The sequence below is a fragment of the Modestobacter marinus genome (genome assembly GCF_011758655.1).
GTDB lineage: Bacteria > Actinomycetota > Actinomycetes > Mycobacteriales > Geodermatophilaceae > Modestobacter > Modestobacter marinus.
Genome location: NZ_JAAMPA010000001.1, coordinates 3098024 through 3123183 on the forward strand (window position 1 = coordinate 3098024; position 25160 = coordinate 3123183).

The following is a 25160-nucleotide window of genomic DNA, read 5'->3' on the forward strand; positions in this document are numbered from 1 at the left end:
TCATGAGCGAGCAGCAGACCGGAGAGCGCAGCATCGGCAAGCGGGCGAACGAGCTGAACGCCCTCATCCGCTACACGATGTGGTCGGTGTTCAAGCTGGCGCGGCCACTCGGCGACGACGAGCGCAGCGCCGCCGCCGACGAGGTCACCGCGCTCTTCGAGGAGCTGGCCGGCAAGGACGTCGTCGTCCGTGGCGTCTACGACGTCGCCGGCCTGCGCGCCGACGCCGACCTGATGATCTGGTGGCACGCCGAGACCCCGGAGGCGCTGCAGGAGGCCTACGGCCGGTTCCGCCGCACCGCCCTGGGCCGGCGCCTGGAGCCCGTCTGGTCGCAGATGGCGCTGCACCGTCCCGCCGAGTTCAACCGGAGCCACGTGCCGGCGTTCCTCGCCGACGAGGAACCGCGGCGCTACGTCTGCGTCTACCCGTTCGTGCGTTCCTACGAGTGGTACCTGCTGCCCGAGGAGGAGCGACGGGACATGCTCAAGGAGCACGGCATGCAGGCCCGGCCCTACCCCGACGTGCGGGCCAACACCGTCTCCTCGTTCGGGCTCGGCGACTACGAGTGGATGCTCGCCTTCGAGGCCGACGAGCTGCACCGCATCGTCGACCTGATGCGCGACCTGCGGGCCAGCCGGGCCCGCCGGCACGTGCGCGAGGAGGTGCCGTTCTACACCGGCACGCGCAAGCAGGTCGCCGAGCTGGTCGCCGACCTGCCCTGACCGTGCACATCGTCATCCTCCGGATGACACCGCGGCCAGGTGCCGTGCCCGGCCGGCGTTGAGCCGATGGCCGTGATCCGGACGGGAGCCTCCGGCCCCGCGTCCGGATCACGGAGCCGCTGGCCGCGGTGTCCGGCGGGACCCTCCGCGCCCGCGCCGGACACCGCGGGGTCGCTGGCGCGACAGAGCGGCGGGTCCGTACTCGTGCCCGACGATGCAGGAGCCGCTGTCTGGCGACGCAGAAGGCCCGTTCCCCTGGTGGGGAACGGGCCTTCGACTCTGTGCCGCTGGGTGATCAGCTCTCGGTGGGGTCGAGCGTGATGCTCACGGAGTTGATGCAGTAGCGGTCGCCGGTGGGGGTCTGCGGGGCGTCGGCGAAGACGTGGCCGAGGTGGCTGTGGCAGCTGCCGCAGAGCACCTCGGTGCGCCGCATCCCGAGGGTGGTGTCGTCGCGGAGGACGACGTTGTCGGCCTCCGACGGCTCGTAGAACGACGGCCAGCCGCAGTGCGAGTCGAACTTCGTCTCGGAACGGAAGAGCTCGGCACCGCAGGCGCGGCAGGAGTACGTGCCGACCGCCTTGGTGTCGACGTACTCACCGGTCCACGGCCGCTCGGTGCCCGCCTGGCGGAGCACCGCGTACTCCTCCGGCGACAGCTGGGCGCGCCACTCCTCGTCGCTCTTGACGACCTGGGGCTGGTGGGCGGAAGTGGTCATGACCCCACGGTACGGCGGCTCCGCCACCCGCGCCGGGGCCGTCCCGCCCTGGTCAGGGCCCTCCGGCGCGGGCGCCGCAGGACGCGCTCAGCCGCGCGGCCACCGGAGGATGCGCTCAGTCGAGGCGGCCACCGCAGGGTGCGCTCAGTCGCGCGGCCACCAGCGGGCGAGGCGGGCGAGCTGGTCCTCGACCAGTGGGCGGAGCTGGACGCTCGTGCTGGCCGTGGTGCCCGAGGAGCCACGCAGGACCACCTCGTGCGCGCCGGCCTGCAGCGCCGTCGGCGCCCGCACGGGGATGGAGACGGTGCCGTCGGGACCGGCCACCGCGCTGCCCAGCTGTCCCCGGAGACGCGCCGGGAGTTCCGCGGTGACCTTCTCCGCCGGCGAGAACCCCGTGCCGATCACGGTCACCTCCTCCTCCCGCAGCGGCTGCGGGTCGCTGACCGTGGCGGTGGGCTCGTCGTCCGTGACGCCAGCGGCCGGGGCGGGGCCCACGCCGGCGCTCGGAGCCGGGATGGTGCCCGCGGCGGCAGGGGCGGGGTCCGTGCCGGCGGCCGGTGCAGTGCTCATGCCGGCGGTCGGAGCCGGGACCGCGCCGGCGGCCGGAGCCGGGACCGTGCCGGACGTCGGGGCCAGCTCGGCGGCCGAGGAGGGTGCGAGGGGCGGGAGGTCACCGGGGGCGGCCGGCCCGTCGGCCGCGGTCACCTCCGCGGTCGGCGGACCGGCGTCGGCGGTCGATGCCGCACCGGCCATCCCGATGGCGGACGCAGCCAGGGCCAGCCCCAGGACAGAGCCGAGGACGCGGCCGCGGACGGCGCGGGGCGTGCTGCGTCGGGACACGGTTCTCCTCGGACGGGCGGACGGAGGGTTCGCGTGCTGGGCGGCGGACCCCTCGATCCTGTCATCGCCCAGCGCAAGGGTCGATCAACATCCGGTAACGAAGTTCGCCCTGCTAAGCAGCCGCCGGGTGGCCGGCGATGTGCGACCGCAGCGCCCCGGCCGGGTGCTCGTACCGTGGGCGCGGCGCCGCGTCCGGTGGCGCCGCCGTCCGCCGAGAGGACCCATGAGCACTCCGCAGCCCCTGGCCGACACCTGGTTCACCCGCGATCTCCCCGTGCTGCGGGCGATCGTGCGGCTGATCGACGAACCGCCGCACGGCAGTGCCCCCTACCTCGGGGCGGTCGTACCGGCCAGTGGCCTGCCCAAGCCGCAGGTCGTCTCGGCGGCCAACGCGCTGGTCACCGCCGGCTATGCCGAGGCGCTGACGAACCACGCCGGCGAGATCGTCCGGTTCACCGCCGTCTCGGGGGAGGCCCGCCGGCTCACCGGTCTCTGGCCCACGCCGCAGAGCGAGTGGGACCGCCTGCTGGAACAGGCCGACGCCCGGGCGGCCGGCGCGATGACCGACGTGGAGCGGGACCGCTGGCGGGCCTTCGCCGACGCCGCTGCGGCGATCGGGCCCGACGACGGAGCGCTGCTGATGTCCGCCCTGATCGGCGGCTACGTGCCCCGGGCGCGCTGACCACCGGGGCCGGACGCGACAGTGCCCCCGTCCGGTTTCCCGGGCGGGGGCACTGTCGGTGGTTCGAGAGGGCTGCGTTCAGCTCCTCGGTCTGGAGATCAGACCGGGTTGACGTTCGCCGCCTGCGGGCCCTTCTGGCCCTGCTCGATGTCGAACGAGATGCGCTGGCCCTCATCGAGCGAGCGGTACCCGCTGGTCTGGATGGCCGAGTAGTGGACGAAGACGTCCGGGCCGCCGCCGTCCGGGGTGGCGAAGCCAAACCCCTTCTCTGCGTTGAACCACTTCACTGTTCCTTCGGGCATTGCTCGCTCCTAGCTGAGGTCGTGCGTCGGGGTCCTGCCAATGCGCAGGGCCTTCCCGACGAGTACGACCCTAGCGGGTTCTGGCGCTGTGCGGGAGGCCAGGGGCAAGAAGATCCCCGGCGAGCTGCCCGGGCGGTGGTGCAGGAGGTCAGAGCAGGCGCCCGGAGGCGTCCCGGACGGCGTCCTCCGACCACGCCTGGCGGGCGTAGGCGTTGTCCGCGTAGGCGCTGCGGCCGGGGGTGTGGCCCGCCTGCGCGGATCGGGCAGCAGCGGGTGGGACGGCGGCGGGCAGGGCGCGCGGTTCGGGCCGCCACGCCTGCACGGTGAGCGACTCCGGGGACGTCCAGGCGTCGAGGGCCAGCCGGGCGCGTTCCAGCGCGACCGCCCGCAGGTGGCGGCGCCAGCGGTGCCCGGCGACGTCGATCCCGACCAGCACGGCGACGAGGACGGCGACGGTGAGGAAGGCGTTGGTCAGCGCGGTGGCCACGTCCAGCGGCGTGATCTCGGGCCAGCTCACCTGCTCCAGCTGGTACCCGACGACCTCGATGACGACGTACAGCACGCCGTACACCAGGACCGCGACCCGCATGACCTCTGCTCCTCCGCCTGTCTGACCGTGGGACCGAACGGTTCCTCAACGACAGGAAGCGCCCCGTGCGACAGCGCTGTCTGACTCCCTCACCCCTGCGGGTGAGGAGCCGTCGTCGCCCCACCGTGGCCCGACCGGCCGGGGGCCGCCGCCGTCGCCTGCGGCCCGTCAGTGCGACGGCGGCCGGTCGTCGTCCTGGCGGTCCTCCTCGCGGCCGGCCTCGGTCTGCTCCGCCCGGCGCTGCGCCCGCAGGGCGTCCTGCTCGCGCCGGCGGCGGATCTCCCGACGGGCCAGGTAGGCGGCCAGCAGGACGGGCCAGACGAACTGGGCCTTGTCGGCGATCCATCGGACCCAGGCGGGGGCCTGCCAGTCCGGCAGGTCCACGTCGGGCAGGTCCACGTCCGGCCACGGGATCGACGGCAGGTCGACGTCCGGCCACGGGATCGACGGCAGGTCCCAGTCGGGCTAGGGGAGTGCCACGGTCAGTCGGACGGCGAGCAGCCCGAGCAGCAGCGGCAGGACCACCTTCGCCACGCCGCCGGCCACGGCAAGCACCGCGTACCGGCGCGGGTGCTGACGGATCCGTTCCTCCCGCAGCGCGGCCGGGGACCCGGTCTCCGGTTCCAGGTCGATCCCGCCGGTGCCGAGCGCCGCACGCACGGCGGCGCCGCCTGCGGGCGGGTACCAGGTGGCCCGCTTCGGCTTCCCGAGGGCGGTGAACTGCACCGTGACCGAGCCGACGTCCGGCTCCACGGCGGCCGGCTGGTCGTCCGGGCGGACGTCGTCCTCGCCCTTGAGCCGGTCGCCCGGCTCGAGCCGCACGGTGTCCTCGCTGGACTTCGTGGCGGCCACCAGCTGCCCGTCGACGCACCACCGGACCGTCCGCGAGACGGAGCCGGTCGTCTCCACCCGGTGCCGGCGCCCCTCCGCCACCAGGTCCCACACCTGCGGCGGGTCGTCGGACACGCTGCGACGCTAGACCGACGGCGCCTGCCCGAGGAGCCACGGGCGCATCGGTCGGCGCGGGTGCCCCGCACCGGGCGGTGCGGGGCACCCGCGGTCACGCGTAGCGGACTGCGCCCGGCGGGTAGTCGAGGAGACCCTCCTCGATGCGGTTCCATGCATCGCGTAGCGCCACCAGTTCAGCGGGCTGCTTCTGGGAGAGGTCGGCCTCCTCGCGCTCGTCCGCCGACAGGTCGAACAGCCTCTCCTCCACCACGTTGCGGTCGACGTCGAAGGTGACCCAGTACTTCCACTTCCCCCGCCGTAGCGCGCCCTGGTCGACGACCCGCCAGAACAGGTCGCCCTCCGGGAGTCGCCCAGAGCCCCAGAGGTGCTCACTCAGGTCGCGGCCGTCCATCGGGTACTCCGGGTGCGGGTCCACGCCCGCGGCGGCGAGCAGGGTGCGGGTCCAGTCCATGGAGACGACAGGGAGATCGGAGACCTGCCCGCCCCGCACGACCGCCGGCCACCGCATGATCGTGGGCACGCGGATGCCGCCTTCCAGGACGTCCTGCTTGGCGCCCCGCAGTGGCCACTGGTAGGAGAACCGCTCTCCGCCGTTGTCGCTCTTGAAGACCACGATCGTGTTGCGCTCCTGCTCGCTGGTGCGCAGCGCCTTGAGCACGGTGCCGATGGAGGCGTCCAGGTCCTGGACCATCTCCACGTACTTCGCCACGGAGCCACCGTCCGTGTGGAAGAGCACCCGGGGCTCCCCGGACTTGGCCCGCGCCGTGAGCTCGTCACTGAGGGCTTGGTCGCCGGGGCCCTCCCAGGGCCAGTGCGGAGTGGTGTAGTTCAGGTTCAGCAGCCACGGCTTGTCGTGCGGTCGCTCGATGTAGTCGACGGTGCGCTCCGTGAGGATGTCCGTGTAGTAGCGGAGGTCCTGGTACGGCACGTCGTCCTCGTACAGGTCGTACTTCCCGCTGTTGGTGACCTTCGAGAAGTAGTCCACGCCGCCGCTCAGGTTGCCCAGCCACTCGTCCCACCCGGACTTCAGCGGGCTGAACCAGGGCAGTTCGCCGCAGTGCCACTTGCCGTACATCGCGGTCGCGTACCCGGCGTCCCGGAGCAGGGACGCCAAGGTGGGGTGTTCGGGGGGCAGGCCCGCAGACTCGGAGGGTGGTCCGCTGATCGGCTCGGCCAACCCGCCGACCAGGCGACCCGGGTACCGCCCGGTGTACGTGCCGATCCGCGTCGGGGAACACGTGGAGGACCCCGCGTACCCGTCGGTGAAGCGGACGCCCCTGGCGGCCAGCCGGTCGAGGTTGGGCGTGCAGATGTGGGGGGCCCCGTAGCTGGACAGGTCGGCCCATCCCATGTCGTCCGCCATGATGAACAGGATGTTGGGACGCTGCCCCCCGTCCGGCCGCCCGGCGGCCCGGAAGGGCTGCTCGGCCGCGGCAGGCCCCGCCGTCACGGCCACCGTGGCGGCGGCCGTTGCACCGACCAGGCCCACGAAGGACCGGCGGGACACCCCGCCGGACGCCCGGGCGTCCGAGTCCCGAGCTGCGTGGCGGGTGCGGCGGCCCGTGCTCTCGGCGCCGCTGGAGGACTCGTTCGGGGTGGTGCTCATCGGTCATCACCTCTGTCGGTAGGGATCGGCGCAGGCCGAGGACGGGGTCCGGTCAAGGGAGCGTGTCGTCGCCGACGCGGGACGGTGTGTCCCGCGGCCTGGCCGGTGCCCTGCGCACGGCCGGCTGAGTGCAGTCGCCGAGGTCACGTGTCAGGTGATCGGCGTCACACGAAAGGTAGAGCTTGTAGAGACGGTCGTCAACCGTGTGTCGAATGATGGTTTCTTGGTGAGCACCAGTGAGGGGACGGGCGTCGTGGGTGTCGATGAGCTGGCAGGACATGGCGAGAGGGACGCCCGGCGGGTGGGTCCCGGCGGTGACGTCACTGCGGAGGGCCCGTCGGGCGTCCACCGTCCGCAAGCGCTGCTCTTCGCCTTCTTCGGGGGAGTGGTGCACGGCCGCGACCTGCCACCCATCCCCACCGTGGTGTTCCTGCGGCTGCTGAGCGGTCTGGGGGTGGCCGAGGCAGCTGCACGCGCCACGCTGGCGCGGATGGTCGACCGGGGGCTGCTGGAACGCACGCAAGCCGGCCGGACGGCGTACTACCGGCTCACGCGTGACGCAGCCGCCCTGGTCCGGAGGGCCGACGAGCGGGTCTCAGCTCCAGCGCCGTTCGACCATCCGGACGGCGAGTGGACGTTGCTGACGTACTCCATCCCGGAGAGCCGACGTGACCTGCGACAGCGGGTGCGGTCCACCTTGTCGTGGGCCGGCTTCGGTGGGCTGCGGGACGGCGTGTGGATCGCACCCGGCACGGTCGACGTCGCCGCCGTCCTGGCCGGGGCCGGGCTCGACGAGGTGGCGGAGCTGGCGGAGTGGTTCGCCGCCTCGCCCATGTCGGGCGTTCGGGTGGCCGACGTCATCCGCCGTGCCTGGCCGGTCGACCAGATCCGCGAGCGACACGAGGAGTTCATCCGGTCCTGGGCGGCCCGCCCGAACGGTCCGGACCCGCTCGTGCAGATCACGTGTCTGGGGGCGGACTGGCTCCGGGTCCTGCGCGCTGATCCCGGCCTGCCCGTCCGCCACCTGGGAGCCGACTGGCCCTCGGCCCAGAGCGCCGCCGTCTACCGGGGCTGTTACGAGGCCCTCCTGCCGGCCGCTGAGCGGGCACTCGACGTGGCGCTCGGCGACATCGCGGGGGGATGACCCGGCAGGGCTCGCGCACCGGGAGGTGCGTCACTGGTCAGGCCGGGTCGGCCGCCTGCTTCTTCGCGCGGCTGGGCTGCACCCGCATCGGCTCGCCGGGCATCTTCGGGTAGTCCGGCGGATAGGGCATCTCGCCCAGCCCGAGGTCGCGCTCCTGCCGGTCGGCCAGCTCGACCAGGGGCGTGAGGTCGAAGGCGTGGTCGGCCAGGCCGGCGTGCTTGTCGCCGACGGCGGCGAAGCGGGCCGGCATGGTGCGGACGTCGAAGTCGAACGGCGACACGTCGGGCAGCTCGTCCCAGTCGACGGGGGCGCTCACCGGCGCGTGCGGCTTGGCCCGGATCGAGTAGGCGCTGGCGATCGTGCGGTCCCGGGCCATCTGGTTGTAGTCGATGAAGATCTTCTCGCCGCGCTCCTCCTTCCACCAGTTCATCGTGACCCGGTCGGGGATGCGCCGTTCCAGCTCGCGACCGAACGTGATCACCGCCCGGCGCACCTCGGGGAAGGTCCAGCGCGGCTGGATCGGCACGTAGACGTGCACGCCCCGGCCGCCGGAGGTCTTCGGCCAGCCCTCCATGCCGAACTCGTGCAGCAGCTCACGCACGTGCGGGGCCACCCAGACCGCGTCCGAGAAGTCGGTGCCCGGCTGCGGGTCGAGGTCGATCCGGATCTGGTCGGGGGACTCGACGTCGCCCTTGGACACCGGCCACGGGTGGAAGGTCAGCGTCCCGAGGTTGGCGCACCACGCGACGACGGCGACGGAGTCCGGGGCGATCTCGTCCGCGGTCCGCCCGCTGGGGAAGGTGATGTGCGCCGTCGGCACCCACGCGGGGGCGTTCTTCGGCACCCGCTTCTGGTAGAACGCGTCGCCGGTGTTGTCGACCCGGGTGGAGAGCCGGGCCCCCTCGAACACCCCACCGGGCCAGCGCTCCAGCGTCGTCGGCCGGTCCCGGAGGGCGAAGAGGATGCCCTCACCGACGGCGACGAAGTACTCGACGACGTCGATCTTGCGGACGCCGAGGTCGCCGAAGTACGGCTTCTCCGGGTTGCTCACCCGCACCTCGTGGCCGTCGAGCTCCAGGACGACGGCGTCCTTGCTGCTGGCCATGGGGCTCCGTTCGGGTCAGGCAGGACCGGGTACGGGGACGATCCTGCCGGAGCCGGTCACGCGGGGCAGGTCAGCCCGTCCTGCGGGACGGCGAGGTCGATCAGGTACGCGTTGACGGCCGCCGTCACGCACTCGGTCTTGGGGTAGGCGGTGTGTCCGCTGCCCTGCCAGGTGAGCAGCACCCCGTTCTCCAGCTCCTCGGCGAGGTCGACCGCGCCGCTCACCGGGGTGACCGGGTCGCCCTGCGTGCCGATGACCAGGATGGGCGGGCTGCCCGCGGCGTCCCGCTCGGGCAGGGGCGTGCGCGGGGCCTCCCAGGCCGAGCAGGTGTAGAGGCTCAGCGCGGCGTCGGCGCCGAAGAGCGGGTAGCGCGCGTTCCAGTCCGCGGCCAGTGCCTGCACGTCCGAGGCGCTGAACTCCTCGTCGGTGTCGGCGCAGTTCACCGCCAGGTTGGCGTCGACCACGTTGCTGTAGGTGCCGTCGTCGTTGCGGCCGGTGTAGGTGTCGGCCAGCGTCAGGATGCCGGCGGCGTCACCGTTGCGGGCGGCGGCCAGCGACTGGGCCAGCTGCGGCCACGCCGAGGGCTGGTAGAGCGCCGAGCGGACCCCACCCAGGATCAGGCCGGGCGTCGCCTGGCGGGTCTCGCCCTCCCGGCTGCTGGGGATCGGGGCCGCGGCGGCCTGGGTGAGCAGCTCGCCCAGGAACGCCCGCGGGTCGGGGCCGAGCGGGCAGCCGCTGATGAGCGACAGGCAGTTGGCGGCGAAGGCGTCGTACGCGGCCTCGAAGCCCTGGGCCTGCGCCTCGGCCGCCTCCTGCTCGGTGGCGTTCGGGTCGACCGCGCCGTCGAGCACCATCGCGCGCACCTGCTCGGGGAACAGCTCGGCGTAGGTGGAGCCCAGGGTCGTGCCGTACGAGTAGCCCAGGTAATTGAGCTGGTCGTCACCGAGGGACTGGCGGACCAGGTCCATGTCGCGGGCCGCGTCGACCGTGTTGAAGGCGCCGAGCGCCTCCTGGTACTCGTCGCTGCAGCCGGCCGCCACCTCCTCGATCTCGCTGAAGAGCGCGTCCTGGGCGGCGGCGTCGATGACCCGCGGGTCGGCGGCGAACAGCTCGTCCTTCTGCTCGTCGGAGATGCACTCGACGGGCGTGGACAGGCCCGAACCGCGCGGGTCGAGGCCGACGATGTCGAACTGGTTGACGATCGCCTCGGGGAGGGTCAGCGCCGCCTGGATGGCCGCATCGGCCGCGGACTGCCCGGGACCGCCGGGGTTCACGAACAGCGAGCCGATCGGGTAGGTCTGGCCGTTCAGGCTGGCCCGCACCAGGAACAGCTGCAGGGTGCCGCCCTCGGGGTCGTCGTAGCTGACCGGCACCGTCGTCGTCCCGCAGGAGAAGGTGAGGTCGCGCTCCGAACCGGGCCGCCCGGCGATGATCGGGTCGATCTCGCTGTCGCAGTCGGTCCAGTCGATCAGCTGCGCCTCCGGCTCGGCCGGCGCCTCGGTGGTGGAGCCGGCCGCGGCCGTCTCGCCCTCGCCCTCGCCCTCGCCGGAGGAGGTGCACCCGGCGAGGGTCAGGGCGAGAGCGAGGACAGCTCCTCCGGTGGCGGTGAGGCGGTGGCGCGCGGTCATGATCGGCAAGGGTAGGAGGCGAACCTGGGAGCGGCAGCCAGCTCGGTCGTGACGATCCGCTCAGTTCCCTCGGGAACCCGGCCACCGACGCCGTCCAGCCGGCCGCTGGTCATCCGCCCAGGACCTCGGCGAGGTCGTAGTGGACCGGGACCTCCAGCTGCTCGTAGGTGCACGACCGTGCGTCCCGGTCGGGACGCCAGCGCAGGAAGTGGCCGGTGTGCCGCAGCCGGCTGCCCTCCAGCTGGTCGTACTTGATCTCCACCACCAGCTCCGGCCGCAGCGGCACCCAGGAGAGGTCCTTGCCGGCGTTCCAGCGGCTGGTCGCCCCGGGCATCCGGTGTTCGCCGTCCTCGCCCGTCTGGGCGTTGGCCCAGTCCTGCCAGGGGTGCCCGTCCAGCGCCTCGGCCCGGTAGGGGGCGAGCTCCTCGACCAGCTCGGCCCGGCGCTTCATCGAGAAGGACGCCGCGACGCCGATGTGCTGCAGGGTGCCGGCGTCGTCGTAGAGGCCCAGCAGCAGCGAGCCGACCACCGGACCGCTCTTGTGCCAGCGGAAGCCGGCGACCACGCAGTCCGCCGTCCGGACGTGCTTGACCTTGGTCATCACCCGCTGGTCGGGGGAGTAGGGCTGGTCGCCGCGCTTGGCGATCACCCCGTCCAGGCCGGCGCCCTCGAACTCGCCGAACCAGCGCTGACCCACCTCGACGTCGGAGGTGACGGTGCTGACGTACACCGGCGCCTGCGCGCCGGCCAGCGCCTCGCGCAGCCTGGCCTGGCGCTCGGCGTACGGGGTCTCCAGGAGCGAGTCGTCCCCGAGCGCCAGCAGGTCGAAGGCGACGAAGGACGCCGGAGTCTCCGCGGCCAGCCGGGTCACCCGCGAGGCGGCCGGGTGGATCCGCTGCAGCAGCGACTCGAAGTCCAGCCGGTCACCACGCGGGACGATGATCTCGCCGTCGACGACGCACCGCTCGGGCAGCTGGGCCTTCACCGCCTCGACGACGTCGGGGAAGTAGCGGGTCAGCGGGCGCTCGTTGCGGCTGCCCAGCTCGACCTCGTCGCCGTCCCGGAAGACGATGCACCGGAACCCGTCCCACTTCGGCTCGTAGAACCAGCCGTCGCCGGTGGGCAGCGTCGCCACCGGCTTGGCGAGCATCGGCTTGACCGGGGGGTTCACGGGCAGGTCCATGGCCCCAGTCAAGCAGCCACTAACAAGCGCGGCTGTTGACTGGGACCATAGGTATCAGTAGTTAGAGCGTGGACGACGCGTGACCTGACGCACGTGACCGCGCAGTTGCCTCGTAGCTTCAGCTAGCAGTGCCCGCGTCACACTTTCGCTTTTGGCTATCTGGTCGAGCAGATAAGTCCGCGTGCGCCGAGACTCAATATCGTACTGGGTTCGCAGAATCTCATATTGCGTACCGAGCAGCGAAGTCTCGAGCGTGGTGGACTCTAGTTTTGCCAGGTCCTGCGTTGATGGCTTTTGCTTGCGCGTCGCGGCAATGACCGCCAGCATAGCGAGTTGGAAGCGAAAATCCTCGGCTCCCTCAGCGCGGACGGATCGAAGGTACTCGTCGCATTGACGCATCACCTCAATGGCTGCCGCGTACATTTGTACCTGGAACTCTGTACTGAAGGCAAAGTCGTAGATCTCCGGCTCAAAGACGCGGCTAGGTGTTGCTCTCGCAATGTGTGGCACCTGCACAAGCGTGCTGAGGAGTGCTTGACCCATGCTGTCGATAGAAACAATCCTATCCATGGGTCGCCCCTCATTGTAGTACTGGCGGCGTCGCCTCTCATAAAAGAACCCGCGAGTCAGGAGATAGTCCTCAATCTGCCTCTGCACTTTATCTGTCGCCCGTAGAGCAGACGGGCCGAAGGATGTCTGACTGTTGGTTGCTCGAATGATGCGCTCCCGAACAGCGGAGTCGTTCGCCTGGATGATCTTGACCAGGACGGAGCGCTCGTCTGACGGGTCGTGGGGGCTGCGACTGCGCTTATGAATCTCTGTTGATGTTTGCAGGCCGTTGACAATCTGTGGAGATTCCAGCTTTAGCAATTTGTTGGCTAGCTGAACCTCCGATGCCACGATGGTCACTCCATTGTTCAGCCACCAGAAGTCAACATCCGGATCAGAGGTCGATAGGGTTTTCTCAATGCTTTGATTGACCGCGGTTTCGCCCTCGTAGTCGCGCACGTTGGCCTCAAATAGCGAAGTGTCCAATTCCCCTGTCTTGGTGCTGATGAATGATTGATAGTCATCGAGACGAGCCACCCCGATGTAGCCACCGGCTGTGTCGGTAGATATGGGGTTCTCGGATAGCTGCAGGTTGTGCGTGGTCACCTGCGATTCGCGCGCCAGATCGTAGAGGCTACTTGCGTCCATGAATTGAACATGTACAGGGCAGTCGCCAAAGAGGGACGTGCACACTGTCTTCAGGTGGCCCGCTTTGGCGTTCGTGTTCTCGTGCAAGTGAGTGGCTTTCAAGCTAGCGAAGGCGACATACACGTGAAGTTCTGGCATGTCCAGTTCGCGGTATGCATTCAAGAACCGTCGAGTCGATTCGATAACGCGCGAATTGGCGAAACTGAGCAGCGTTTGTTCGTTCCGATCAAACGTGAGAAGCCGTGGGAGATTGACGATCAGCTTGTCGATAGCCTCCTCGCCGAAACCCTTGGAGTCTTTCACTTGAAGAAGGGTTAACTCCAACTTCGCACGCTTGCCTAGGGCTGGCAGTGGAGTGTCATCACTCAAGCAGATGCCGTTGGCGAACACGTAGATCGCGTCAAGGCCACAGTCCTTCTCGCCGTCCACGATACCGCTGATGGTCTCTTCAGGGCTGATACCAGTGCTCTTAAGATACTGTTCTGCCACCCAGTAGGTGTTGTGGTCGTCATCTGATAGCTGTTGTCGCGTTTGATCGCGACTCTTCGACAGAAGACCTTGTAGAAGCACAACTGCGTTCGCGTTCACGGGGCCCCCAAGAGAAGCGAATCGACCTAACCTCGCCTGCGACGAGCGAGCACTCAGGCTAAGCGACGCCTCCGACAAGTTGCGGTAGGTCGGCGTCCAGTCGCGAAGAAGAGGGAGCGCGGTGCTCCACGAACCTAAGTCTGCTGGGGTGCGAATAGCCAGCGGGTGAAGAGGGCGCCATTCTCTTCCAGCACTTGGGCCAGCTCCGCCGCCGCGGGGGTGGGCAGTGCATGTGGCAGCAGGCCGGGGCCGCCGCCGACGAGCAGCGGGGCGAGGGTCAGGTCCAGCTCGTCGACCACCCCGGCGGCGAGCGCGGCGGCGAAGAGCGCCGGCCCGCCCTCGCACAGCACCTGCTCGAGGCCACGCGCGGCCAGGGCGTCGAGCGCGGTCGGCAGGTCGACGTCGTCGTCGCCGCAGACCACCACCTCGACGCCGGCGGCGGTGAGCGCTGAACGCCGGTCGGCGTCGGCCGCGGCGCAGGTGACGAGCAGCGTCGGGGTGACCGCACCGGTGACCAGCTGGTCGTCGGGGGCCAGCGAGGCCCGCCGGGACACGATCGCCACCGGGGCGACCGGTGGGCGGCCGAGCTCGGTGCGCAGCCGGCCGACGGCGGAGTCGGGGAGCACCGGCCGGTAGCCCTCGGCCGCCGCCGTCCCGGCGCCCACCAGCACCGCGTCGGCCAGCGCGCGCAGCATCCGGAACACCCGCCGGTCGCCGTCCGAGCCCAGCCCGCCGCTGCGCCCGTCGACGCTGATGGCGCCGTCCAGCGCGGCGACGAAGTTCACCCGCAGGTGCCGGCCGGCCGGCGCGCGGTAGGCGTCGGCCAGGCCGGCAGGGTCCCGGGGGAGCAGCGCCACGCTCAGCGCGTGGTGAGGACGGCGGCGCTCTCCGCCGGCATCGTCACCGTCGTCCCGTCCAGCTCGGGGAGCTCGCCACTGCTGAACAGCACCTCACGGCCCGCGACGTCCAGGTCGATCTCCCGCGGCTGGTCGGACAGGTTGGCGACCACCCGGAGCGAGCCGCGGTGCACGACCAGCCACCGGTCGGCGTCGTCCCAGTGCACCTGCACCGCGGACAGGTCGGGGTCGACCAGCTCCGGGTGCCGGCGACGCAGCGCCAGCAGCGCCTTGTGCACCGCGAGGACGTGCGCGTGCGGCTCCTGCCCGGCCTCGGACCAGTCGAGCTTCGAGCGGGTGAAGGTCTCCGGGTCCTGCGGGTCGGGCACCACGGCGGCGTCCCAGCCGTGCTCGGCGAACTCGCCGATCCGACCTTCGGCGGTGGCCCGGCCCAGCTCCGGCTCCGGGTGGCTGGTGAAGAACTGCCACGGGGTGGAGGCGCCCCACTCCTCGCCCATGAAGAGCATCGGGGTGAACGGGCTGGTCAGCACCAGGGTGGCGCCGACGCCGAGCAGGCTGGGGGAGAGCGAGGCGGAGATCCGGTCGCCGACCGCGCGGTTGCCGATCTGGTCGTGGTCCTGCAGGTAGGCCAGGAACTTCCAGCCCGGCAGGGCCGCGGTGTCCACGGGGCGGCCGTGGTGCCGCTTGCGGAAGCTGGACCAGTCGCCGGCGTGGAAGAAGGCACCGGTGAGCACCTTCGCCAGCCCGCCGAGCCCGGCGGCCTCGAAGTCGGCGTAGTAGCCCTGCCCCTCGCCGGTCAGCTGGGTGTGCAGGGAGTGGTGGAAGTCGTCGCTCCACTGCGCGTCCAGCCCGGTGCCGCCGGCGACCCGGGGCGTGACCATCCGCGGGTCGTTGAGGTCGCTCTCCGCGATCAGCGTCAGCGGGCGGCCCTCGGCGACCGAGAGCCTGGCGACCTCACCGGCCATCTCCTCGAGGACGTGCGTGGCCCGCTCGTCGACCAGGGCGTGCACCGCGTCCAGCCGCAGACCGTCGGCGTGCATGTCGTGCAGCCACATCAGGGCGTTGTCCAGGATGTAACGGCGCACCTCGTCGGAGTCCGGGCCGGAGAGGTTGATCGAGTTGCCCCAGGTGTTCGCCCCCTCGGCGAAGACCGGGAAGAACAGCGGGAGGTAGTTGCCCGACGGGCCCAGGTGGTTGTAGACGACGTCCTGGATGACGCCCAGGCCGCGCTGGTGGCAGGCGTCGACGAAGCGCTGGTAGCCCGCCGGCCCGCCGTAGGTCTCCTGCACCGCGTACCAGGCGACGCCGTCGTAGCCCCAGTTGTGCGTGCCGTTGAAGCCGTTCACCGGGAGCAGCTCGACGAAGTCGACGCCGAGCTCGACCAGGTGCTCCAGCCGCCCGATCGCCGCGTCGAAGGTGCCCTCGGGGGTGAACGTGCCGATGTGCAGCTCGTAGACGACGCCACCGGCCAGCGGACGCCCGGTCCAGGCGTCGTCGCCCCAGCGGTGGGCGGCCGGGTCGAAGCGCCGGGAGAGACCGTGCACGCCCTCGGGCTGACGGCGGGAGCGCGGGTCGGGGCGCGGCGTCGGGTCGTCGTCGAGCAGGTAGCCGTAGTCGGCCTCGGGGGAGGCGGCGACCGTGGCGTGCCACCAGCCGGCGTCGTCCCGCTGCATGTCGTGCACCCCGCCGTCCACCTGCAGGCGGACCCGCTCGGGCAGCGGCGCCCAGACGGCGAAGTCGACGGGCTCGGACATGCGGGTGCCTCCAGGGCGGTGCGGGGGACGGGCAGGTCGATCATGCCCGGGCGTCCGGCGGTCAACCGTCGCCGGAGCGCACGTCTCGCACTCCGACGGCGTCGCACCCGGGGACGACCTGCTCGCGGTGGCGTCTCCGTCGGCGGGATGACGCCGGGAGGCTCGCCGCACCGCTAGGTTCTGCGACGCTTCCGTTCCGCGAGACGAAGAGAGCCGACATGACGGTCGTCCGGACATGGGTCCTGCCCGTGCTGCGCATCCTGATCTGGGCGGTGATCGCGGTGGCCCTCGTCGTCCTCGCCTTCCGCGGGGGCGGGGGCGGCACCGGGCCGGGTGGCGCCACCAGCGCCCCGGGGGTGGACCTGGCCTCCCCGGAGGTCCCGGTCGGCCGCGGCACGGTGACCAACACCGTCTCGGTGCAGGGTGCTGTCGCCGCCGACCCCGCGGTGCCGGTGAAGGCCACCGCCGCCGGGACGGTGAGCCGGCTGCACGTCGCCGCCGGGGCGCCGGTGGCGGTCGGTGACAAGCTGCTGGACGTCCGGTTCGAGGAGGAGCGGGACCCGGTCGTCGGCACGGACGCCGAGGGCAACCCGACCTCGACCCCGCGCGACCCGCTGGTGAAGGTGGTCACGGTCACCGCCACGGCGGCCGGCCGGCTGGCCACCCTCGACGTCCTCAAGGACCAGGTCGTGGCCGTGGGCGACGCCGTCGGCACCATCTCCCCGGGCACCCTCTCGGTGACCGCGTCGCTCTCCCAGGCCGACCAGTTCCGGCTGCTCAGCCCGCCGAGCACGGCCGAGGTCACCGTCACCGGCGGCCCGGCGCCGTTCACCTGCACCGGGCTGACCCTCGGTGCCCCGTCGGATGACGAGGACCAGGCGAACGCCGGCGTGGACCCGATGACCGGCATGCCGATCACCGCGACCACGACCGCCCGGTGCGCCGTCCCGGCCGGGGTGACCGTCTTCCCCGGGATGGCCGCCACCGTCGACGTCCTGGCCGGCGAGGTCGCCGACGCGCTGGTGGTGCCGGTGACCGCTGTGCAGGGCTCGGTGCAGAACGGCCTGGTCTGGGTGCCCGGTGCCGACGGCACCCCCGAGGAGCGGCCGGTCACCCTGGGGCTCACCGACGGCCAGCAGGTGGAGATCACCGGCGGCCTCACCGAGGGCGAGTCGGTGCTGGAGTTCGTGCCGGTGCCCGACGACACGGCCGCCGACCCCTACGCCACGGGCGGGCCGTTCGGATGAGCCTGCTGGAGCTCTCCGGCGTCGGCCGGGACGTGCGGCTCCCCGACGGGAGCCTGCTGCCGGTGCTGGCCGGCGTCGACCTGAGCGTCGCGGCCGGCGAGCACGTCTCCATCGTCGGCCGGTCCGGGTCGGGGAAGTCGACGCTGCTCAACGTGCTGGGGCTGCTGGACAGCCCGACCGCCGGCAGCTACCTGCTCGACGGGCAGCCGACCGACTCCCTTGGTGGACGGCGGCGGTCCCGGCTGCGGGGGGAGACGTTCGGCTTCGTCTTCCAGCAGTTCAACCTGCTGCCGCGGCGCACCGCGGAGGAGAACGTCGCCGCGCCGCTGCTCTACGCCCGCGGCCGCGACTTCTTCACCCGCAACCGGGCCGCCCGCGCCATGCTCGACCGGGTGGGGCTCAGCGCCCGAGCGCTGTCGGTGCCGGAGCGGCTCTCCGGTGGTGAGCAGCAGCGGGTGGCGATCGCCCGGGCCCTGGTCCGCGGGCCGCGGGTGGTGCTCGCCGACGAGCCCACCGGCGCGCTGGACGTCGAGACCGGCGCCGCCGTGATGGCACTGCTGACCGAGGTGACCGCCGAGAACGGGGCCGCCCTGGTGACGATCACCCACGACCTCTCGGTGGCCGCGCTGGCCGGGCGCCGGTTCCGGCTGGACGCCGGCCGGCTCACCCCGGTGGCGGCGGGGGACGCCCTCGCCGCGGCGACCAGCGACCGGACCGACGCATGACCGGGCTGCTGGGCACCTTCAGCGAGGCCTGGGGTGAGGTCCGGGTGCACAAGGCCCGGGTCCTGCTGTCCCTGGTCGGGGTCTTCCTGGCCGTGCTGGCGATGACCACCGTGACGGCGCTGGGCCAGATCGCCGCCCAGGTGCAGCAGGAGCAGGCCGAGGCCAGCGGCGGGCGGACGGCGACCATCGGCGTCTCGGCCTACGACCCGATGACCGGCGCCGTCCCGCAGGAGGAGTGGGACGCCGGGGTCGACGCGCTGGTCGCCCGCTACGGACTCCCCGAGCAGGCGGTGGCCACCCTCGCCCAGGAGAGCGGGCTCTACCGGTTCCCCGCGGGCACCCAGTCCGTCGAGACCCGCCGAGTCTCGCCGTCCTACGGGCCGCTGCACCGCGTCCAGCCGGTCGAGGGCCGCTGGTTCCGCGCCGGTGACCGGCAGAGCATGTCGCCCGCGCTGGTCGTCAACCGGGACTTCCTGACGCTGCTCGGCGTGACCGACCTCAGCACCCGCCCGACCGTGGTGATCGGCGGCCCGCAGCCGGTGCTGGCCACGATCGTCGGCGTGGTCGACTGGAACGAGGGCTGGCCGAGCACGTACCGGATCGACTCCTCCGCCGGGGACGCCGCCACGGCGGCGGGGGGCCCGGGGTACTACGGGGCGCAGCCCACGCTGGAGCTCTGGGTGCCCTCGGAGCAGGCCGACGCGGTCGTCGCGGCGGTGCAGAGCGACCTGGCCCGGCTGCTGCCCGGGGCGGAGGTGCAGGCCTACCGCCAGGACCCGGAGAACCTGGAGGACACCATCGCCAAGCTCCGGCTCGCGGTGCGCGCCGCCGGGCTGGTGGTCCTGGCCCTCGGCGGGCTCGGCGTGCTGAACATCGGGCTGGTCACGGTGCGCCAGCGGATCCGGGAGATCGGCGTCCGGCGGAGCTTCGGGGCCACCTCGTCGCGGGTCTTCTCCGCGGTCGTGCTGGAGAGCGTGGTCGCCACCGCACTGGCGGGGCTGGCCGCGGTCGCGCTGTCGGTGGCGATCGTCCGGAACCTGCCGCTGGAGCGGTGGCTGGCCGGCGGCGTACCGCTCGTGGAGGCACCCGGGTTCCCGGTCTCCGCGGCGATCGAGGGGCTGGTCGCGGCGACGGCCGTCGGCGCGCTGGCCGGGCTGGTCCCCGCGCTGATCGCCGTCCGGGTGAAGGTGATCGACGCGATCCGGTTCTGACGCTCGTCCGGCCCCCACCACAGGTGGTGGAGGCCGGACGAGCCGCAAGGGGGCTTCCCTGTCAGAGCGTCAGCTGCTGCCCGACGTAGATCCGGTTCGGGTCGCTGATCGTCGACTGGTTGGCGGCGTACAGGGCCTGCCAACCACCCGCGACGCCCTGGGCGGCCGCGATCGAGCTCAGGGTGTCACCCGGCTGCACCGTGTACGTGCCGCCGGCCGGGGCGGGCGCCGGAGCCGGAGCCGGGGCGGGCGCCGGAGCCGGGGCGGGCGCCGGTGCCGGGGCCGGAGCAGGGCCGGGCACCTCGGTGGTGCCCGGGGCCAGGTACTGGCCGCAGGTCGGCCAGGCCCCGATGCCCTGGCCGACGAGCACCCGCTCGGCGGCCGTGATCTGGTCGGCCGGGCTCGCCAGGTCGGCGCGCGGCGCGAACTCCAGGCCGCCGTAGCCCTCCCACGTGGGCTGGGAGAACTGCAGCCCGCCGTAGTAGCCGTTGCCGGTGTTGATGCTCCAGTTGCCGCCGGACTCGCACTGGGCGACGCCGCTCCAGTCGTGCTGCCCGGCGGTGGCGGCCGAGGCCGGCGCGGCGAGGACGCCGATGCCGAGAGCCGCGGCCCCGGCGAGGACGGCGCCGCCGCGGGTCAGGCGACGGGTCCGGGACGTGAGGTGCTGGGACAAGGTGATCCTCCGATCACCGCCGGCGAGGTGAGCTGTCGGGTTCGGGCGATCGGTGCCCGGCCGGGTGCGTCGACAGGACGCGACACGGCTTCACCCCGAGACGTGGCGGCACGAGGCCGGGCACGTCGGAAGTGGGTCCCCCACCCCCGTCCGAGGCTGTTCGGTGTCAGGCCACCGGCGGACGGGGTTGGGCGGTCCGGCGGTCCTCATGCCGGCCGGTGGGGCGCAGGCACGAGGCCGAAGGTAGGCACCGGCGGACGACGACGCCCGTCCAATGCGGCAATCGATGGTTCCGAGACCCCCCGGGCCCGGAAAGCCCGTCGGGTCACTGCGCAACGGATGCGATCAGTCACGCTCCGTGCCGGAAGGGCGGCGACCGCGCGTGGCCAGGTCGGCGCCGCCCCCTGCGGTCGCAGGAGGCGGCGCCGGCCCGGCTCAGTCCCGGACGAGCAGGGCGACCGGCAGCTGGGCGCAGAGCTCGCTCAGCCGGATGCCGCCCGAGTCGGAGACCAGTCGCGAGCCGGTGAGCAGGTCCCGCCAGGCCCCGGTCCGCGAGCCGACGGCGGTGTCGCCCCAGCCGGTCTCGGCCAGGTGGACCGGCCGACGGGTCGCGACGGTGACGACGCCGCCCCGGTCGAAGGCGACGACCGAGTCGGCCGCCGGTCCGCGGGCCGGCACCGGGGTGTACCCCGACCACGCCTCCGGGGCGTCGCGCCGGTGCCGCAGCGTGCGGGAGACCACCAGCAGCTTGGCCGCGCCGGTCTCGTCGACCGGCGGCACCCAGCCACCGTCCAGCCGGGCCAGCAGGTCGCGGCGCAGGGCGTAGTCGACCGGACGGCGGTTGTCCGGGTCGACCAGCGAGAAGTCCCACAGCTCGCTGCCCTGGTACACGTCCGGCACCCCGGGGATGGTCAGCTGCAGCAGCTTCTGCGACAGCGAGTTCGACCAGCCGAAGGGCGCGATCCGCGCGACGAACCGTTCGATCTCCGCGTGCGTGGTGGCGTCGTCGAACGCGGCGTCGACGAGGGCGTGCAGCTGGTCCTCGAACTCCTGCACCGGGTTGGTCCAGGTGGTCGAGGTGCCCGCCTCCCGGGCCGCCTTCTCCACGTAGGCGTGCGCCCGCTCCCGCGACAGCGGCCAGGCGCCGACGAGGTTCTGCCACACCAGGTGGGCCAGCGGGCGGTCGGCCAGCGGGTGCCGGCCGAGCCAGCCGCGGACCAGGCCGGCCCACTCGGACGGCACCTCGGCGAGCACGGCCAGCCGGGCCCGGACGTCCTCGCTGCGCTTGGTGTCGTGCGTGGACAGCGTCGTCATCGACGCCGGCTTGACCTCCTGGCGGTGCTGCTGGGCCGCGTGGAACTGCTCGACGGTCGACCCGAACCGGGCCGGGTCACCGCCCACCTCGTTGAGCGCGACGAAGCGGGACCACCGGTAGTAGGCGCTGTCCTCGACCCCCTTGGCCATCACCGGGCCCGAGGTCTGCTCGAACCGGGTGGCCAGTTCGGTGCCGGCCGAGCCGAGCAGCGGGTGCAGGGCGTCGACGGCGGCGGTGAGGTCGGGCCGGCGGCGCTTCACCGCGGCCACCGTGGCGTCCAGGTGCTCACGGCCGTCGGGCAGGTAGCTGCGGTAGACCGGGAAGCCGGCCAGCAGCTCGGCCAGCCCCTCGGTGACCTGCTCGTCGGGCACGCCCGGCAGGTCGCCGACGATCCGGTGCAGGCGGGCCACCTCGGATCCGAGCATGCCGTCGGTGACCTCGCGCTTGCAGTCGTGCACGAGCTCGGCGTAGTCGACCCGGCCGCCGGCCAGCTCGGTGTCCAGCGCGGTGACGGCGCTCTCGCCGGCGGGGTCGACCAGGACGTCGTCGACCTCGGCGAGCGCGTCGTACCCCGTCGTCCCGGCGGTCTTCCAGCTCTCGGGGAGCTCCTCGCCCGGCTCGAGGATCTTCTCCACGACGGTCCACCGGTCACCGGTGGCCTCGGCGAGCAGCTCCAGGTAGCCCTTCGGGTCGGCCAGCCCGTCGGGGTGGTCGATCCGCAGCGCGTCCACCGCGCCGTTCTCCACCAGCTGGACGACGAGCGCGTGCGTGGCCCGGAAGACGTCCCGGTCCTCGACCCGCAGCCCGGCCAGGGTGTTGATCGCGAAGAACCGCCGGTAGTTCAGCTGGTCGTCCGCCCGCCGCCAGTCGACCAGCTCGTAGTGCTGCCGGTCGTGCACCTCCTGCGGCGTGCCCGCACCGGTGCCCGGGGCGATCGGGAAGCGGTTGTCGTAGTACCGGAGCTCGCCGTCGACGACCTCCAGCTGCGCGACGTCGTCCGCGCTGCCCAGCACCGGGATGCGGATCCGGCCGCCACCGAAGTCCCAGTCGACGTCGAAGGCGTCGGCGTGGGCCGACTCCCGCCCGTGCTGCAGCAGGTCCCACCACCAGGCGGACTCGGCCGGGTCGCTGACGCCCATGTGGTTGGGCACCAGGTCCAGGACCAGGCCGAGCCCCCGCTCGTGCAGCGCGCTGACGAACCGGTCGAGCCCGGCCCGCCCGCCGCGCGGCTCGTCGATGTGCGCGTGGTCGACCGTGTCGTAGCCGTGCGTGCTCCCCGCCGCCGAGCGCAGCAGCGGGGAGGAGTACGCGTGGGTGACGCCGAGGTCGGCCAGGTAGCCGGCCACGGCCGCCGCGTCGTCGAGGGTGAAGTCGGCGGTCACCTGCAGGCGGTAGGTGCTCGCGGGCACCTCCCGCCGCCGGCTCCCGGCCGGCTGCGCCGTGGCCGGCTGGGTCACGGCGCGGCCTGCAGGACGACGGTGGCGCGGGCGGCCACGGTCAGCGTGTCACCGGCCTTGACCACGACCGGCTCGACCTCGTCCATCTCCGCGGTGTCCACGACCACCGTCCAGCCCTCGGCGTACTCGCTGCTGGGCAGGGTGAACTCGATGTCCTCGTGCCAGGCGTTGAACACCAGGTAGAAGCAGTCGTCGACCACCGGCTCGCCCCGCTCGTCGGTCGAGCGGATGCCGTGCCCGTTGAGGTAGACGCCGATCGACTTCGCGTAGTGGGACTCCCAGTCCTCCTCGCTCATCAGCTCACCGGCGTGGGTGAACCAGGCGACGTCCTGGACCGGGTCGCCCTCGGCCCGGCGCACCGGGCGGCCGTGGAAGAACCGCCGGCGGCGGAACGTCGGGTGGTCGGTGCGCAGCTTGGTGACCAGCTTGGTGAACTCCAGCAGGCCCTCGTCGACGTCCTCCCAGTCGATCCAGGTGATCTCGGAGTCCTGGCAGTAGCCGTTGTTGTTGCCGCCCTGGGTGCGGCCGAGCTCGTCGCCGTGCAGCAGCATCGGCACGCCCTGGGAGAGCATCAGCGTGGTGATGAAGTTGCGCCGCTGCTGGGCCCGCAGCGCCAGGATGTCGGCGTCGTCGGTCTCGCCCTCGACGCCACAGTTCCAGCTGCGGTTGTGGCTCTCGCCGTCGTTGTTGTCCTCGCCGTTGGCCTCGTTGTGCTTCTCGTTGTACGAGACCAGGTCGTTGATCGTGAACCCGTCGTGCGCGGTGACGAAGTTGATGCTGGCCACCGGGCGACGGCCGGAGTGCTGGTACAGGTCGGCGGAGCCGGTGATCCGGCTGGCGAACTCACCGATCGTGGCGTCCTCGCCCCGCCAGAAGTCGCGGACGGTGTCGCGGTACTTGCCGTTCCACTCCGTCCACAGCGCAGGGAAGTTGCCGACCTGGTAGCCGCCGTCGCCGATGTCCCACGGCTCGGCGATCAGCTTCACCTGGCTGACGATCGGGTCCTGGTGGCAGAGGTCGAAGAACGCCGAGAGCCGGTCGACCTCGTGGAACTGCCGGGCCAGGGACGACGCCAGGTCGAAGCGGAAGCCGTCGACGTGCATCTCGGTGACCCAGTAGCGCAGCGAGTCCATGATCAGCTGCAGGGACTGCGGGGTGCGGACGTTGAGCGAGTTCCCGGTGCCCGTGGTGTCCATGTAGTACTGCTTGTCGTCCTCGACCAGCCGGTAGTAGGCCTGGTTGTCGATGCCCCGGAACGACAGCGTCGGGCCCATGTGGTTGCCCTCGGCGGTGTGGTTGTAGACCACGTCGAGAATGACCTCGATGCCGGCCTCGTGCAGGGCGCGGACCATGCCCTTGAACTCCTGCACCTGCTGGCCGTCGGTCTGCTGCGCGTACTCGTTGTGCGGCGCGAAGAAGCCGATCGTGTTGTAGCCCCAGTAGTTGCGCAGGCCCTTCTGCAGCAGGGTGTCGTCCTGGACGAACTGGTGCACCGGCATCAGCTCGATCGCGGTGATCCCCAGTTCCTGCAGGTGCTCGATGATCGCCGGGTGGGCGATGGCCGAGTAGGTGCCGCGCAGCTCCTCGGGGATCCGCGGGTGGGTCATCGTCAGGCCCTTGACGTGGGCCTCGTAGATGACCGTCTTGTTGTAGGGCGTCCTCGGCGGGCGGTCGACGCCCCAGTCGAAGTACGGGTTGATGACGACGGACTTCGGCATGTGCGCCGCCGAGTCGTCGTCGTTCTTCTCGCCGGACTCGAAGTGGTAGCCGAAGACGGCCTCGTCCCAGTCGACCTGGCCGTCGATGGCCTTGGCGTAGGGGTCGAGCAGCAGCTTGTTCGGGTTGCAGCGGTGGCCCTGGGCCGGGTCGTGCGGGCCGTACACGCGGAAGCCGTACCGCTGGCCGGGCTGGATGCCGGGGAGGAAGGCGTGCCACACGTAGGCGTCCATCTCCGGGAGGCGGATGCGCTCCTCGGTGCCCGCCTCGTCGAACAGGCACAGCTCGATCTTCTCGGCCACCTCGCTGTAGATCGCGAAGTTGGTGCCGGTGCCGTCGTAGGTCGCCCCGAGGGGGTAAGCGGAACCGGGCCACACCTGGGTGGTCATGAAAGGTCGTCCTCCTGAGCTGATCGCCCCTGGGCTCGGGGCGGGGGCGCGGATCGTCACGGCTGAACCGAGGGGTCGTGGTCGGATGCCCGCTCCCGGGCCTCCGCACACCTGTGACGATCAGGACACCGGCGACGGGGGAGGACGAGCGCGGGCGGTCCTCGGAGGGAGTCTGCCAAGACCGGTCCGCCCGCCCCCACCGAGCCGACCCGCGGCGCCGCCCACGGGGCTCCGCGGCCTGCCTCCCGGGACGGCGACGCCCTCCGCGGCGGACCGGGGAGGGCGTCGGCGCCCGGCTGCGGCAGGGTGCGCGCCGGGCCGGGCCGGGAGCGGCAGCCCGGGCGACGCCGACCTCGCCCGGGGGACCCGGGTGGCACTGGCGGCGACCGGTGCTGCTCGCTCCTGCGGGCGCTGACGGTAGGGGTCCGTCGGCGTGTCGACAAGGCTCCACGACGACGTCGGTCACATCCGCCGTCCCACGCGTCCCGTGCGGCCCACCGGACGGCGCCACCGGCCCGCGCGGCGCTCGGGCCACTTCTGTCACAG

22 protein-coding genes and 1 riboswitch are annotated in these 25160 nt (G+C 72.1%); of the genes, 6 read left to right on the plus strand and 16 right to left on the minus strand.

The window, feature by feature from the left end; genetic code table 11:
• Positions 1–2: 2 nt before the first annotated feature.
• Positions 3–722 (plus strand): hydrogen peroxide-dependent heme synthase, encoded by a 720-nt coding sequence (gene hemQ, locus FB380_RS14575; protein WP_166755659.1) that lies wholly within the window; start codon positions 3–5, stop codon positions 720–722.
• A 295-nt stretch (positions 723–1017) separates the two neighbouring features.
• Here the strand turns inward: hemQ and msrB are convergent, their stop codons facing one another.
• Both msrB and FB380_RS14585 read right to left on the minus strand, forming a co-directional pair.
• Positions 1018–1437: a peptide-methionine (R)-S-oxide reductase MsrB gene (msrB, locus tag FB380_RS14580; protein ID WP_166755660.1), complete on the minus strand. Its 420-nt coding sequence runs from the start codon at positions 1435–1437 to the stop codon at positions 1018–1020.
• 144 nt (positions 1438–1581) lie between these two features.
• Entirely contained in the window at positions 1582–2277 is a 696-nt protein-coding gene (locus tag FB380_RS14585) for a hypothetical protein (protein ID WP_166755661.1), read from the minus strand.
• A gap of 223 nt (positions 2278–2500) precedes the next feature.
• On the opposite strand from FB380_RS14585, the gene FB380_RS14590 reads away from it, so the two are divergent.
• Positions 2501–2959: a hypothetical protein gene (locus FB380_RS14590; RefSeq protein WP_166755662.1), complete on the plus strand. Its 459-nt coding sequence runs from the start codon at positions 2501–2503 to the stop codon at positions 2957–2959.
• 98 nt (positions 2960–3057) lie between these two features.
• Here FB380_RS14590 and FB380_RS14595 read toward each other — a convergent pair whose 3' ends face one another.
• The 5 genes from FB380_RS14595 to FB380_RS14615 all read right to left on the minus strand — a co-directional run bounded on the left by FB380_RS14595 (position 3058) and on the right by FB380_RS14615 (position 6425).
• On the minus strand, positions 3058–3261 hold the full coding sequence (locus FB380_RS14595) for a cold-shock protein (protein ID WP_014741881.1): 204 nt from the start codon (positions 3259–3261) through the stop codon (positions 3058–3060).
• 148 nt (positions 3262–3409) lie between these two features.
• Positions 3410–3850 carry a hypothetical protein gene (locus FB380_RS14600; protein ID WP_166755663.1) on the minus strand — a complete coding sequence of 147 codons (441 nt, stop codon included), beginning with the start codon at positions 3848–3850 and terminating at the stop codon, positions 3410–3412.
• Positions 3851–4018: 168 nt separating this feature from the next.
• Complete coding sequence (locus FB380_RS14605; RefSeq protein WP_166755664.1) at positions 4019–4249, minus strand: hypothetical protein; 231 nt, start codon at positions 4247–4249, stop codon at positions 4019–4021.
• Between the two features lie 66 nt (positions 4250–4315).
• On the minus strand, positions 4316–4816 hold the full coding sequence (locus tag FB380_RS14610) for a hypothetical protein (protein WP_166755665.1): 501 nt from the start codon (positions 4814–4816) through the stop codon (positions 4316–4318).
• 94 nt (positions 4817–4910) lie between these two features.
• Positions 4911–6425: a sulfatase-like hydrolase/transferase gene (locus FB380_RS14615; protein ID WP_166755666.1), complete on the minus strand. Its 1515-nt coding sequence runs from the start codon at positions 6423–6425 to the stop codon at positions 4911–4913.
• A 226-nt stretch (positions 6426–6651) separates the two neighbouring features.
• On the opposite strand from FB380_RS14615, the gene FB380_RS14620 reads away from it, so the two are divergent.
• Positions 6652–7569: a PaaX family transcriptional regulator gene (locus FB380_RS14620; RefSeq protein ID WP_229681891.1), complete on the plus strand. Its 918-nt coding sequence runs from the start codon at positions 6652–6654 to the stop codon at positions 7567–7569.
• 37 nt (positions 7570–7606) lie between these two features.
• On the opposite strand, the gene FB380_RS14625 is transcribed toward FB380_RS14620, so the two are convergent.
• The 6 genes from FB380_RS14625 to treZ all read right to left on the minus strand — a co-directional run bounded on the left by FB380_RS14625 (position 7607) and on the right by treZ (position 15881).
• Positions 7607–8674 carry a DNA polymerase domain-containing protein gene (locus FB380_RS14625; protein ID WP_166755667.1) on the minus strand — a complete coding sequence of 356 codons (1068 nt, stop codon included), beginning with the start codon at positions 8672–8674 and terminating at the stop codon, positions 7607–7609.
• 56 nt (positions 8675–8730) lie between these two features.
• A complete protein-coding gene (locus tag FB380_RS14630; RefSeq protein ID WP_166755668.1) occupies positions 8731–10302 on the minus strand; it encodes an alpha/beta hydrolase in 1572 nt (523 codons plus the stop codon).
• Positions 10303–10411: 109 nt separating this feature from the next.
• Complete coding sequence (locus FB380_RS14635; RefSeq protein WP_166755669.1) at positions 10412–11485, minus strand: ATP-dependent DNA ligase; 1074 nt, start codon at positions 11483–11485, stop codon at positions 10412–10414.
• 54 nt (positions 11486–11539) lie between these two features.
• Entirely contained in the window at positions 11540–13270 is a 1731-nt protein-coding gene (locus FB380_RS14640; protein WP_166755670.1) for an AIPR family protein, read from the minus strand.
• 134 nt (positions 13271–13404) lie between these two features.
• On the minus strand, positions 13405–14127 hold the full coding sequence (locus FB380_RS14645) for a dihydrofolate reductase family protein (protein WP_229681892.1): 723 nt from the start codon (positions 14125–14127) through the stop codon (positions 13405–13407).
• A gap of 2 nt (positions 14128–14129) precedes the next feature.
• Entirely contained in the window at positions 14130–15881 is a 1752-nt protein-coding gene (gene treZ / locus FB380_RS14650; RefSeq protein WP_166755671.1) for a malto-oligosyltrehalose trehalohydrolase, read from the minus strand.
• A 218-nt stretch (positions 15882–16099) separates the two neighbouring features.
• Between treZ and FB380_RS14655 the strand changes: the two genes are divergently transcribed.
• From FB380_RS14655 to FB380_RS14665, 3 genes are read left to right on the plus strand one after another with little or no spacing between them, the layout of a single operon-like run.
• A complete protein-coding gene (locus FB380_RS14655; RefSeq protein ID WP_166755672.1) occupies positions 16100–17128 on the plus strand; it encodes an efflux RND transporter periplasmic adaptor subunit in 1029 nt (342 codons plus the stop codon).
• Positions 17125–17853: an ABC transporter ATP-binding protein gene (locus FB380_RS14660; protein WP_166755673.1), complete on the plus strand. Its 729-nt coding sequence runs from the start codon at positions 17125–17127 to the stop codon at positions 17851–17853. Before FB380_RS14655 ends, FB380_RS14660 begins: the two co-directional genes overlap by 4 nt.
• Entirely contained in the window at positions 17850–19064 is a 1215-nt protein-coding gene (locus FB380_RS14665; protein WP_166755674.1) for an ABC transporter permease, read from the plus strand. The genes FB380_RS14660 and FB380_RS14665 overlap by 4 nt, the downstream gene beginning before the upstream one ends.
• A gap of 61 nt (positions 19065–19125) precedes the next feature.
• Here FB380_RS14665 and FB380_RS25520 read toward each other — a convergent pair whose 3' ends face one another.
• From FB380_RS25520 to glgX, 3 genes are all read right to left on the minus strand, one after another.
• Positions 19126–19737, minus strand: coding sequence for a LysM peptidoglycan-binding domain-containing protein (locus FB380_RS25520; RefSeq protein ID WP_166755675.1), 612 nt, complete (start codon positions 19735–19737; stop codon positions 19126–19128).
• Between the two features lie 2 nt (positions 19738–19739).
• Positions 19740–19913, minus strand: a riboswitch (cyclic di-AMP (ydaO/yuaA leader).
• Positions 19914–20172: 259 nt separating this feature from the next.
• Positions 20173–22509: a malto-oligosyltrehalose synthase gene (gene treY / locus FB380_RS14675; protein ID WP_166755676.1), complete on the minus strand. Its 2337-nt coding sequence runs from the start codon at positions 22507–22509 to the stop codon at positions 20173–20175.
• Complete coding sequence (gene glgX, locus FB380_RS14680) at positions 22506–24614, minus strand: glycogen debranching protein GlgX (protein WP_166755677.1); 2109 nt, start codon at positions 24612–24614, stop codon at positions 22506–22508. Before glgX ends, treY begins: the two co-directional genes overlap by 4 nt.
• Positions 24615–25160: the final 546 nt, after the last annotated feature.